The sequence below is a fragment of the Streptomyces sp. MCA2 genome (assembly GCF_023544705.1).
GTDB lineage: Bacteria > Actinomycetota > Actinomycetes > Streptomycetales > Streptomycetaceae > Streptomyces > Streptomyces decoyicus.
The window spans coordinates 200,430-212,385 of sequence record NZ_JAMJFM010000005.1 but is presented as its reverse complement, the minus strand read 5'-3'; the positions used below and the strand labels follow the sequence as shown (position 1 = coordinate 212,385).

At 72.6% G+C, this 11,956-nt stretch carries 8 protein-coding genes; 3 read left to right on the top strand and 5 right to left on the bottom strand.

Going from position 1 to position 11,956, the window contains the following annotated elements; all coding sequences use genetic code 11:
• Nucleotides 1–68: 68 nt before the first annotated feature.
• The 4 genes from M8I34_RS06345 to M8I34_RS06330 form a co-directional block, all read right to left on the bottom strand.
• Nucleotides 69–2,534: a [protein-PII] uridylyltransferase gene (locus M8I34_RS06345; protein ID WP_250048301.1), complete on the bottom strand. Its 2,466-nt coding sequence runs from the start codon at nt 2,532–2,534 to the stop codon at nt 69–71.
• Nucleotides 2,535–2,768: 234 nt separating this feature from the next.
• Nucleotides 2,769–3,107: a P-II family nitrogen regulator gene (locus M8I34_RS06340; protein ID WP_030084644.1), complete on the bottom strand. Its 339-nt coding sequence runs from the start codon at nt 3,105–3,107 to the stop codon at nt 2,769–2,771.
• Complete coding sequence (locus M8I34_RS06335; protein ID WP_250048277.1) at nt 3,104–4,444, bottom strand: ammonium transporter; 1,341 nt, start codon at nt 4,442–4,444, stop codon at nt 3,104–3,106. Before M8I34_RS06335 ends, M8I34_RS06340 begins: the two co-directional genes overlap by 4 nt.
• Nucleotides 4,445–4,802: 358 nt before the next feature.
• Entirely contained in the window at nt 4,803–6,281 is a 1,479-nt protein-coding gene (locus M8I34_RS06330) for a hypothetical protein (protein ID WP_250048276.1), read from the bottom strand.
• Nucleotides 6,282–6,774: 493 nt separating this feature from the next.
• On the opposite strand from M8I34_RS06330, the gene M8I34_RS06325 reads away from it, so the two are divergent.
• Nucleotides 6,775–7,443 carry a bifunctional DNA primase/polymerase gene (locus M8I34_RS06325; RefSeq protein WP_250048275.1) on the top strand — a complete coding sequence of 223 codons (669 nt, stop codon included), beginning with the start codon at nt 6,775–6,777 and terminating at the stop codon, nt 7,441–7,443.
• 176 nt (nt 7,444–7,619) lie between these two features.
• Here the strand turns inward: M8I34_RS06325 and ftsY are convergent, their stop codons facing one another.
• Complete coding sequence (gene ftsY, locus M8I34_RS06320) at nt 7,620–8,849, bottom strand: signal recognition particle-docking protein FtsY (protein WP_250048274.1); 1,230 nt, start codon at nt 8,847–8,849, stop codon at nt 7,620–7,622.
• 146 nt (nt 8,850–8,995) lie between these two features.
• Between ftsY and M8I34_RS06315 the strand changes: the two genes are divergently transcribed.
• Nucleotides 8,996–10,228 carry an NAD(P)/FAD-dependent oxidoreductase gene (locus M8I34_RS06315; RefSeq protein ID WP_250048273.1) on the top strand — a complete coding sequence of 411 codons (1,233 nt, stop codon included), beginning with the start codon at nt 8,996–8,998 and terminating at the stop codon, nt 10,226–10,228.
• A gap of 226 nt (nt 10,229–10,454) precedes the next feature.
• Nucleotides 10,455–11,939, top strand: coding sequence for a cytosine permease (locus M8I34_RS06310; RefSeq protein ID WP_250048272.1), 1,485 nt, complete (start codon nt 10,455–10,457; stop codon nt 11,937–11,939).
• Nucleotides 11,940–11,956: the final 17 nt, after the last annotated feature.

The window sequence follows — 11,956 nt, the reverse complement described above, 5'->3', positions numbered from 1 at the left end:
TATCCGGCTGCGCAAGCGAACCGGTCCGGCCCTGTTCCGGGGCCGGTACCCCAGGGCGCGCTCCTGCGCTACCGCAGGGCGCGCTCCACGGCCGCCGCCACCTCGTGGGCCGCGCCGTCGGCCAGCGGCTCCCCGTCCGTCCCCGTGACATAGAACGCATCCACCGCGTTCGCGCCCAGGGTGCTGATGTGGGCGCTGCGGACCGCGACGCCGGCCTGCTCCAGGGCGCGGCCGATGCGGTGCAGCAGGCCGTGCGCGTCCTGGGCGCGGACCTCGATCACGGTCGCGGTGCGGGAGCTGCCGGGGGCGACACTGACCCGCGGTGGCGGGGCCAGCACGGCACGCGCACGGCGGGCGTAGGCGCGTTCGCGCTCGGCGAGGCGGGCGGGGATGTCGAGGGAGCCGTCCAGCGCCCGGACCAGGTCGGCGCGCAGCCGGTCGGCGCGCGGCAGCGAACCGTATTCGGCGGCCACCCGCCAGCTCAACAGCAGGACCGGGCCCTCGTCGACGGGGTCGAGCAGGAGCAGGTCCGCGGCGCGGACGGTGAGCCGGTGCAGGGCCAGCACGCCGGCCGCGGCGGCAAGGACGCCCGGCTGGTCGGGTACGGCGATGAGCAGCTCCACGCCGACCGGTTCCCGGTCCGGCGCCTCGGAGCCGTCCCCGGCCCCGGTGGGGGGTTCGGAGCGCGCGTGCAGTGCCAGGACCGGGCCGCCGGTACGCCGGGCCTCGATCGCCAGCCGCTCCTGCTCCGCGGTGGGCTCGGCGGCGCCGCGTTCCTCCGTTCCGGGCTCCCCCGCGAGCCGCGCGGCGACCCGTTTGACCAGGTCGGCGACGAGTCCGCCGCGCCAGGCGCTCCAGGCGGCGGGCCCGGTGGCCAGGGCGTCGGCCTCGGTCAGGGCGTGCAGGAGCTCCAGGGTGCCGGTGCTGCCGACGGCCTCGGCCACCGCGCCGACGGTCGCCGGGTCGTCCAGGTCGCGCCGGGTGGCGGTGTCGATGAGCAGCAGGTGGTGCCGTACGAGGGTGGCGATCACCGCGGTGTCGCGGGCACCGAAGCCGAGCCGGCCCGCCACGTCGTGGGCGATGGTCTCGCCGGCCACCGAGTGGTCGCCGGGCCAGCCCTTGCCGATGTCGTGCAGCAGGGCGGCGATCAGCAGCAGGTCGGGGCGGTGCACCCGGCGGGTCAGGTCGGAGGCCCGTACGGCGGTCTCGACGAGATGGCGGTCGACGGTCCAGGTGTGGACGGGGTTGCGCTGCGGGCGGCAGCGGACGCGCTCCCAGTCGGGCAGCAGCCGCGTGATGATGCCCTCGGCCTCCAGGGCCTCCCATACGGGCACGGTGTGGGTGCCCGCGCCCAGCAGCGTCACCAGCTGCTCACGGGCCTCGGCGGGCCACGGCACGGGCAGCGGCCGGCCGGCGGTGGCCGTGGCGCAGCGGCGGATGGCGTGGGTGGCCAGCGGCAGGCCGGCCTGGGCGGCGGCGGCCGCGGCGCGCAGTACCAGCACCGGGTCCCGCTCGGGCCGTGCGGTGCGGGCGAGCACCGCCTCACCGTCGAGTTCGACGACGCCCTCGGCGAGCGGTGAGCGCTCGCCCTTGCCCGCGGTACGGCCGTGCAGCAGCCCGCGCAGCATGGGCTTGACGGAGCGGGCGCGCAGCACCCGGCCGACCTCGCGCCAGGTGACATCGGCCGCGTAGGAGATGGTGCGGGCGGATTCGTAGGTCTGCCGCAGCAGGGCGTCCGCGTCGAGCATGCCGAGGGCGCCGGCGACCTGGTCCTGTTCCTGGAGGGAGAGCCGGTCGGTGGCGCGGCCGGTCGTCAGATGCAGCGCGTCGCGGGTGTCGAGCAGACGGGTGCGGGCGGCTTCCAGGCCGCCGCGCGGGGCGTCGGCGAGCCAGGAGGCGGCGACCGCCCGGAGCGCGGTGGCGTCCCGCAGCCCGCCCCTGGCCTCCTTGAGCTCGGGTTCGAGCAGGTACTGGAGCTCGCCCTGCCGCTCGGCGCGCTCCTGGCACAGGTCGTGGAGTTCCGGGAGTCGTTTGGGGGCGCTCTCGCGCCAGTCGGCGTAGGCGGTGGTGCGCAGCGCCGCGGTCAGCTCCGGGTCGCCTGCCAGGTGACGGGCGTCGAGCAGGCCGAGCTGCACCTTCAGGTCCTCGCGGGCGGCTTTACGGGCCTGGGCGGGGGTGCGTACGGAGTGGTCGAGGTCGATGCCGAGGTCCCATACGGGGTACCAGAGGTGGTCGGCCAGCGCGGCGAGGGCGCCGGCGTCGGCCCGGCCGTCGTGCAGCAGCAACAGGTCGAGGTCGCTGCGCGGGGAGAGTTCGCCGCGGCCGTAGCCGCCGATGGCGACCAGGGCGGTGCCGGACAGTCCGGCGGCGGTGGCGTGCCGGGCCAGCAGGCCGGCCAGCCAGTCGTCGGTCAGCCGGGCGAGGTCGGCGCGGCGGCCGGGTCCGATGGCCGCCTCGTCCTGGAGGAGCCGCAGCCGGGCCGCGGGGTAGCCGCCTTCCGGGGCGGGCGCGGGCTCGGTCCCCGGGCCCGGCACTCCGCCCGGACCTGCCGTTTCCTCGACGTTGTCGGTCAACTCGCGCGCTCCTCGGTCGTGTTGTCCCCCGCCGTCACCGTCTGCCCGTACCGCCGTCCCGTATGGCCCCGCCGTCCCCCGTCCCTTCAGTGTGGGTCGCCGCGGGGCGGGCGGCCATCCGCCGCTCGGGCGTCCGCTCCGGCCCCGGCCGCAGCGCCGCTCCGGGGCCGGAGCCGCGCTGTGGCCGGGGTGCCGTCACAGTGCGTCCGGTCCCCGCTCCCCGGTCCGCACCCGTACCGCGTCGTCGACGGGGATGCTCCACACCTTCCCGTCGCCGATCTTGCCGGTGCGGGCCGCCTTGACGACCACATCCATCAGCTGCTCGGCGTCGGCGTCCTCGACCAGCACCTCGATACGGATCTTCGGCACGAGGTCGACGGTGTACTCGGCGCCGCGGTACACCTCCGTGTGCCCGCGCTGCCTGCCGTATCCGCTGGCCTCGGTGAGCGTCAGACCGTGCACACCGAATGCCTGGAGGGCGTCCTTCACCTCGTCCAGCCGGTGCGGCTTGATTACTGCCGTGATGAGCTTCACGCGTCCACCTTCTTTGTCAGGGCCTCGCCGAGTGCCGGTCCCTTTCGGCCGACCGTGCCACCGCCCGCGCCGGTGAAGTCGTACGCGGTCTCCGCGTGCGCGGCCTGGTCGATGCCGGCGACCTCCTCGTCCTCGCCGACCCGGAAGCCCATCACCAGGTCGATGACCTTGGCAAGGACATACGAGACGACCAGGGAGTACAGCAGTACACAGACCACACCGACGGCCTGCCGGCCGAGCTGATCGAAGCCGCCGCCGTAGAACAGGCCCTTGGCCTTGCTCTGTACCCCGCCGGTGGCGAACAGACCGACCAGCAGCGATCCGACGACACCGCCGACGAGGTGGACGCCGATGACGTCGAGGGAGTCGTCGTAGCCGAACTTGTACTTGAGATTGACCGCCATGGCGCACAGCACACCGGCGATCACACCGACCGCGATGGCGCCCAGCGGGCTGACCGCGCCGCAGGCCGGGGTGATGGCGACGAGTCCGGCGACCGCGCCGGAGGCCGCGCCGAGCGTGGTGAACGAGCCGTGCCGGAGCTTTTCGTACGCCAGCCAGCCGAGCATCGCGGCGGCGGTGGCGACCTGCGTGTTGACGAAGGCGACGGCGCCGATGCCGTCGTCGTTTCCGAGCCAGGAGCCGGCGTTGAAGCCGAACCAGCCGAACCACAGCAGGCCGGCGCCGAGCATCACCAGGGGCAGGCTGTGCGGCCGCATCGGGTCCTTCTTGAAGCCGATGCGCTTGCCGACGACGAGGATCACGCCGAGCGCCGCGGCACCTGCGTTGATGTGCACGGCGGTGCCGCCGGCGAAGTCGATGACCTTCAGCTCGAAGAGCCAGCCGCCCTCGCCCCACACCCAGTGGGCGACGGGGAAGTAGACGACGGTGACCCACAGGGTGATGAACAGCGCCCAGGCGGTGAATTTCACCCGGTCGGCGAGCGCACCGCTGATCAGCGCGGGGGTGATGACCGCGAACATCAGCTGGAAGATCGCGAACACATAGACCGGAATGGTGCTGGTGCCCCACAGCTCGGTCAGACCGATGCCGCTGAGGCCGGCGAAGTTGCCGCTCCAGCCGATGAAGCCGCCCTTGTCGGTGCCGAACGCGAGCCCGAAGCCGTACAGGACCCACAGGATCGTGACGATGCCCAGGCTGATGAAGCTCATCATCAGCATGTTGAGCACGCTCTTGACCCGGACCATGCCTCCGTAGAAGAAGGCGAGCCCGGGGGTCATGATCATCACCAGGGCGGAGCAGATCAGCATGAACCCGGTGTTCGCCGGGCTGAGCGTCACCTTGTCTGCTGCAAGCGTCAGGATGCCTGGGGGCATCGGCGTCTCCTCGTCGTCGATGCGGCCCGTGCGGGCGTGTTTCTGGTGGGCCGACTTCGCGTTGAGGTTGTCGCAGCACGGTTTCGGCCAAACCTTGCGGGTGTTTCACCACCGTGACGAAGGCGCCCCCCGTGTTACGCCCCGGTGAACTCCCAGATCAGCCCGGCATCACCCGTTCAACCCACCGAAACCCCCAATTGAGCAACCCCCACGGCGCCCAGCCACCTCCGCGAAAGCGGCGCCGGTTTAGGCGCAAAAGGGGGCCCGGCCGCGGCTGCCGCCCGCGTGACCTGGCATGGGGGAGCCGAGTCGGGCTGTACGGGGCGGCGGCCGCGGCCGGAGTTCGCAGGGCGCGCCGTCAGACGGCCGCCGCTGATTCGGGCAACTGGCGGGTGAGCTCGTCGCTGAGCCGGATCACCTCGGCAACATCGCCGAATTCCCGCGCCGCGGTGTCCACGGTCTTGCGCAGCCGGGTGTTGACCCGCTCCGAGCGGACCTGCCGGGCGAACGGGATCGCCTGCTGCGCCATCGCCGCGCAGGCCTCCGGCTCCTTCTGGAGCAGATGGACGGTGGCCATCCCGATGAGGTTGAGCGCATACGAACGCTGGTGCTCGGGGTCCTGGCCGAACAGCTCCACGGCGCGCTCCATGACGGGCTCGGCGAGCGAGGCGTAGGTGGGGCTGCGACCGGCGACATAGGCCAGGTCCCGGTAGGAGTGGGCGTTCTCGGCGTTCAGCTCGGCCTCGGAGAAGAAGCGGATCCAGTCCGGTTCGGGCTCGCCGGGCAGCACGTCGGAGAAGGTGTCCTCGGCCATCCGCACGGCCCGCTTGACCTTGCTGGGCTGGCCCATGCCGGCATAGGCGCGGGCCTCCATCGCATACAACATGGCCTGGGTGCGCGGCGTGGCCGTCTCGCGGCTGCCGTACTGGGCCAGATGGATCAGCTCCAGCGCATCGTCGGGCCGCCCGAGGTGGATCATCTGGCGGCTCATGCCGGAGAGGATGTACGAGCCCAGGGGCCGGTCGCCGGCCTCCTTGGAGGCATGCAGCGCCAGCACGAAGTACTTCTGCGCGGTGGGCTGGAGCCCGATGTCGTAACTCATCCAGCCGGCCAGTTCGGCGAGCTCGGCGGCGACCTTGAACAGCCGCTTGGCCACCGCCGCCGGCTGCGGTTCCTGGAGGAGGTCGGTGACCTCGTGAAGCTGGCCGACCACCGCCTTGCGCCGCAGCCCGCCGCCGCACTGCGCGTCCCACTGGCGGAACATCGCGGTCGTCGACTCCAGCAGATCCAGCTCCGGCTTGGACAGCCGCGCGGGCCGACGGACACGGTCCGGCTCCTCGGCACCTCCGTCGCCCTGCCCCGCGGGCACCGGGACCAGCCAGCGCTGCATCGGCTCGATGAGGCTGGGTCCGGCGGCGAGCGCGAGGGAGGTGCCGAGGAAGCCGCGGCGCGCCAGCATCAGGTCACTGCGCGAGAACTCGCTGATGAGGGTGACCGTTTGGGACCCGGCCCAGGGCAGGTCCACACCGGAGACGGACGGGGACTGGTGGGCGGAGCGCAGGCCCAGCTCCTCGATGCCGACCACGCAGCCGAAGCGCTCGGAGAACAGCTCGGACAGGATCCGCGGAATGGGCTCGCGCGGCTGCTCGCCGTCGAGCCAGCGGCGCACCCGGGAGGTGTCCGTGCTGATGTGGTGGGCGCCCATCTGACGGGCCCGGCGGTTGACCTGGCGCGCCAGCTCCCCCTTGGACCAGCCGCTGCGCATGAACCACGAACCCAGCTGTGCGTTGGGTTGTTTGGCGGCGTCGGTGCCGCCACTGCCGCCGTTGCCGCCCACTGGAAGCCCCCATCCCGATAGCTGCCCTGCTGTCTGCCTGGCTGACTGGTGCGTGCCGCGAACCGTCCACAGCCTGCCGCACGTTGCGACGCCTGTCCGGGGTACATCTACCCGACCACGGATTCCGGCCACACCTTTTGGCCTGTGCTCCACCGGTGCGTTGCCACCGGCATACCCGTGCGAATGATGCCTCTTCGGGGTTCGTGCACCGAAAGTAATCCTACGATCACGCCTCACGCGAGGCCGATTGCGGAAACGCCACCATTCGCCACCCCTTCGTATGAACTCCCCGCCAGGCTCCCGCGATTGACTTGACACAGGTCGAACGAGGCCGGGCGGAGCGAAGCGCGCACGGGCTCGCACGGCACAGCGCACCACCCGGCACACCACGTCACACCACCGGCCACGCGGGCCGGCGACGGAGCGTGAAGGGCGCCACGTCGTCAACCCACCGACTCGTAACCACAGGCACGCACCACCCGTTGGAGGGGGCATGGGCTTCACGATCGGCGGCATTCGCGAGATGCGTTCCGGCTCCCGGCGCCGCGCCCGCTCGTCCGAAATCACGGCGGTGGCGGAGTACACCGGGCTGTGGGGCTGGGCTGTCGTCCCCGGCGCACGCGCGGTGCGCGCGGGCAGCGGGCGTACGGACTGCTCGTGCGGCGCCGCCGACTGCCCCGCCCCCGGCGCCCATCCACTGGCCTTCGCCGGGGAGCTGGCGGCCGGGACCACCTGGGAGACGGCCGCCGCGGCATGGGCCGAGACGCCGGGCGCCGCGCTGCTCCTCCCGGTGGGCCGGTCGTTCGACATCCTCGACGTGCCGGAGGCCGCGGGCCGCAACGCGCTGACGCGGCTGGAGCGGATGGGCCTGCCGCTCGGCCCGGCCGCGGTGACCCCGACGGGCCGCGCCCTGTTCTTCGTCGCCCCCGGTGCGGCCAAGGAACTCCCCGATCTGCTCTACCGGATGGGCTGGGACGACGCCACGCTCGACCTGCGCTCCCTGGGCCCCGGCGACCACATCACCGCGCCCCCCTCCGACCTCGGCGGCCAGGGCCCGGTGCGCTGGCTGCGCCCGCCGACGCTGGACACCGCGGCCCATCCGCCGCAGGCGCGGCTGGTGGTGGGCACCCTGGCGTATGTGTGCAACCGCTCGGCGGTCTGAGTCCGGGCGTCGCCTTTCCCCCTGTTTCCCGCTCCCGGCCGTACGGCGCACGGGCCGCGACCTCGTGCCGCCCCTCGGCGGCCCCGCTCCCGGGGACAAGACGTCGGCCCCCGCCACCCGCCAGGTGCGGGTCCGGGGGCCGATGACAGTCCGGGCGTGGTGCCCTGGCCGCGGCGTCAGTCGATCAGGGCGTCGACGAAGGCCTCCGGCTCGAACGGCGCCAGGTCGTCCGCGCCCTCGCCCAGGCCGACGAGCTTGACGGGGACGCCGAGTTCACGCTGGACGGCGACGATGATGCCGCCCTTGGCGGTGCCGTCGAGCTTGGTGAGCACGACTCCGGTGATGTCCACGACCTCGGCGAACACCCGGGCCTGGACCAGGCCGTTCTGGCCGGTGGTGGCGTCCAGGACGAGCAGCACCTCGCCGACCGGGCCGTGCTTCTCGACGACCCGCTTGACCTTGCCGAGCTCGTCCATCAGGCCGGTCTTGGTGTGCAGCCGGCCCGCGGTGTCGATGAGCACGACATCGGCGGTCTCGGCGATGCCTTCCTTGACCGCGTCGAAGGCGATCGAGGCGGGGTCGCCGCCCTCGGGTCCGCGGACCGTACGGGCACCGACCCGCTCGCCCCACGTCTGGAGCTGGTCGGCGGCCGCGGCGCGGAAGGTGTCGGCGGCGCCGAGGACCACGGACTTGCCGTCGGCGACCAGGACACGGGCGAGCTTGCCGGTGGTGGTGGTCTTGCCGGTGCCGTTGACGCCGACGACCATGACGACGCCGGGGATCTCGTCGCCGCCGTTGCCGATGCCGTTGGCGGTGTGCACGGTGCGGTCGGCTTCCGTGCCGATGAGGGCGAGGAGCTCCTCGCGCAGCAGGCCGCGCAGGCCCTCGGGGGTGCGGGTGCCGAGGACCTTGACCCGCTCACGCAGCCGCTCGACCAGCTCCTGGGTGGGGGCGACGCCGACGTCGGCGGTCAGCAGGGTGTCCTCGATCTCCTCCCAGGTCTCCTCGTCGAGGTGTTCGCGGGACAGCAGGGTCAGCAGGCCCTTGCCCAGGGTGTTCTGGGAGCGGGAGAGCCGGGCGCGCAGCCGGACCAGCCGTCCCGCGGTGGGCTCGGGGACCTCGATCTCGGGCGCGGCGGGCGCCTCGGGCTCGGCGGCCGGTGCTTCGGCCACGGGGGCCTCGGCGGTGGGCAGCGTGACTTCTTCGATGGTGCGACGCTCTTCGTCGCGGGGGGTCTCGGCCTCCTCGCCGACCTGCGGTTCGGCGGGGGGCGCGGTAACGGAGGGCTTCGGGGCAGCCGGCGGGGACGGCGGCAGCTGCTTCTTCTTGCGGCCGCTGACGACGAGCCCGCTGATCGCGCCGAGCACGACCACGGCGATGACTACGGCAAGGATGACGGTTTCCATAACCCCTCCAGTATCAGCCACGGCCCGTCCGTGGGGACTGCACGCGCCGAACCTGGATGAGTGGTGTCCTGAATCAAATCTGGATGGGTAGTATCCGGATTCCATCGCCCGGGAACGGCCCGCGGTGCACCGGGAGGAGAATCCGGATGTTTGATGTCCTGGTTTTGGGAGGCGGCTTCGCCGGCCTGTGGGCCGCCGCGGCGGCCACACGGCTGCTGCGCGCAACGGAGACCGGGCCCGCCGGCCGCTCCGTCGCGCTGCTCACCCCGCACCCCGATCTGGCCCTCCGCCCGCGCCTCTACGAGCCCGATCCGGCCCGGCTGCGGGTGCCGCTCGACCGGGTACTGGGCCCCGTCGGGGTGCGGCGGATCGCCGCCACCGCGACCGCCGTGGACACCGTCCGGCGCGAGGTCACCGCCACCGCGCCCGACGGCACCCGTAGCGCAGTGGCCTACCGGCGCCTCGTGCTGGCGACCGGGAGCGCGGTGGTGCGGCCGGAACTGCCCGGCGCCGCGCTGCTGCACGACATCGACACCCTGCCGGCCGCGGTGCGGCTGGCGGACCATCTGCGGGCGCTGCCCGAGGCGCCGGACGGGCCGGGCCGCTGGACCGCGGTGGTCGTCGGTGCCGGTTTCACCGGGCTGGAGATCGCCACCGAGCTGGTCGGCCGGCTGCGCGCACTGGCCGCTCCGTGCGGGGTGGCGGACGAGGTGCGGGTGGTGCTGGTCGAGCGCGCGGAGGTGGTCGGCGCGGGGCTGGGCACGGAGGCCCGGCCTGTGATCACCCGAGCGCTGGACGAGCTGGGCGTGGAGCGGCGCCTGGGCACCACGGTCACCCGCCTGGACGAGCGCGCGGTGCACCTCGCGGACGGCAGCACCCTCGCGGCCCGTACCGCCGTGTGGACCGCCGGGATGCGGGCGAGCGCCCTGACCGCGCAGATCCCCGCTCCCCGGGACGGGCTGGGACGGCTCGCGGTGGACGGCGCCCTGCGGGTGCGCGGTGTCGAGGGCGTCTACGCGGCCGGGGACACCGCGGCGGCCGCTGCCGAGGGCGGCCACACCGTTCTCCAGAGCTGCCAGCACGCCACACCGCTCGGCAAGGTGGCCGGCCACAACGCCGCGGCCGATCTGCTCGGCCTGCCGCCGGTGGACTTCGCGTCCGGGCCGTACCGCACCTGTCTCGATCTCGGCGCGGCCGGTGCGGTGTCGACGATTGGCTGGAACCGGACCCTGCGGGAGGGGCCGGAGGGGTTCGCCAAGGAGCTCAAGCGGGCCATCAACGAGACGTGGATCTCCCCGCCGGTCGACGACCCGCAGGAGCTGTTGCGGCGGGCCGACCACCGGGTCGGACAGCGGCAGCCCGTACCGCCCACGGCCTGATCAGGACCCTCCGACTGGACCCTTCGACGAGGCTGGGCGACACTCGTTCTCGTCGTGGGGTCCAACAGTGCGTACCGGCGCAAGTTGGATCAAAGTACGATGGTCGACGGCCGCGCAACGCGCGTAGAGTCCTGGCAATCAATTCTGGCCGGGCATCACAGCCGCTGCCTGCACCTCCTCCCCCGTGGGGGTGCGTCCAGATCCCCGCACGGAGATACCTGCACCAATGGGCACCACGTCCTCCACTTCCGCTCCCGCACCCGAGGGCGCCGTCGAGATCCGCGGCATCGAGCCCGTTCCCGACAACGAGCGCCAGGGCCGCGTCCGCGAGCTCTTCCCGACCTGGGTCGCCGCCAACATCAGCGTGTTGTTGCTCACCATGGGCGCCTCGCTCGTGGTCAGCAACGGGCTGAACTTCTGGCAGGTCCTGCTGGTGGCCGCGATCGCCGCGTCCGTCGCCTTCGGCATGGTGGGCGTGCTGTCGGTCTCCGGCAAGTGGGGCGGCGCGCCCGGCGCGATGCTCTCCCGGGCCACCTTCGGCGTCCGCGGAAACTACTTCCCCGGCGCGATCTTGTGGGTCGCCCGCTTCGGCTGGGAAACGATCAACGCGGTCACCGGCGCCTACGCGGTACTGACCGTGCTGCATCTGCTGCTGGGCATCGAGAGCAACAACGTCCTCGTCGTCGTCACCCTGCTCGCCTTCGTGGCCGTCACCTACCTGGTGAGCGGTCTGGGCCGCAAGGCGCTGAACGTCTGCAACAAGTACTCGACGTATCTGTTCGGCCTGTTCAGCATCATGGTGCTGGTCTACCTGGTCGCCACGATGGACTGGGACGCCATCTTCGCCAAGAAGGCCGGCACCACCGCCATGGTGATCGCGGGCATCGGCACCATCGCGGCCGGCGGTATCAGCTGGGTGCCCACCGGGCCCGACTTCGCGCGCTACCTCCCGCACTCCGCGTCCGGGAAGAAGATCGTCGGCACCACCGTCTCCGGCGCGGCCCTGGTGCTGCTGCCGATGGTGCTGATGGGCGGCGTGATGGCCGTCTCGAACCCGAAGCTGGCCGGCCAGAACACCGACCCGATGTCGTTCCTCGGCACCATCCTGCCGTCCTGGCTCGCGGTGCCGTACCTGATCACCGCGCTGGTCGGCATGGTGCTGATCAACAGCCTGTCGATGTACTCCGCCGGCTTCACCGCCCAGACCATGGGCGTCAAGCTGCCGCGTGCCCTCGCGGTCAGCATCAACGCCGTCATCAGCCTGGTCGGCGGCCTGTTCATGATGCTGGTGGCCAAGGACTTCATCGGCCAGTTCATCGCCTTCCTGACGCTGCTCGCGGTCTCCTTCTCCGCCTGGATCGGGGTCTACGGCATCGACATGGCCCGGCGGCGCAAGCTGGCGGTGCGCTATGACGCCGACAGCCTGATGAACACCGGCCGCACCAGCCGCTACTGGTACACCGGCGGTTTCTGCTGGCAGGCCATGACGGCCTGGGCCCTCGCGCTGGCCGCGGGCCTGTGCTTCACCAAGGTCCAGTGGTTCGCCGGTCCGCTGTCCACCACCTGGATCGGCGAGAACGGTCTGGGCTGGGCGGCCACGATCGCGATCGCCGCGTTGGTCTTCGCCGTGCTGCCGGCGCCCCGGGAGTCCGTCCCGGCGGCCGGAGCCGAGGGCGCGTCCGAGGCCCGGGAGCCGGCCGAGGTGGGCTGACCCGGCGCCGCCCCGCG

What these genes read in the sequence shown, in the direction of transcription:
- ftsY (WP_250048274.1), bottom strand. Translation starts at nt 8,849, where the DNA reads ATGGAAACCGTCATCCTTGCCGTAGTCATCGCCGTGGTCGTGCTCGGC.
- M8I34_RS06335 (WP_250048277.1), bottom strand. Translation starts at nt 4,444, where the DNA reads ATGCCCCCAGGCATCCTGACGCTTGCAGCAGACAAGGTGACGCTCAGC.
- M8I34_RS06325 (WP_250048275.1), top strand. Translation starts at nt 6,775, where the DNA reads ATGGGCTTCACGATCGGCGGCATTCGCGAGATGCGTTCCGGCTCCCGG.
- M8I34_RS06315 (WP_250048273.1), top strand. Translation starts at nt 8,996, where the DNA reads ATGTTTGATGTCCTGGTTTTGGGAGGCGGCTTCGCCGGCCTGTGGGCC.
- M8I34_RS06310 (WP_250048272.1), top strand. Translation starts at nt 10,455, where the DNA reads ATGGGCACCACGTCCTCCACTTCCGCTCCCGCACCCGAGGGCGCCGTC.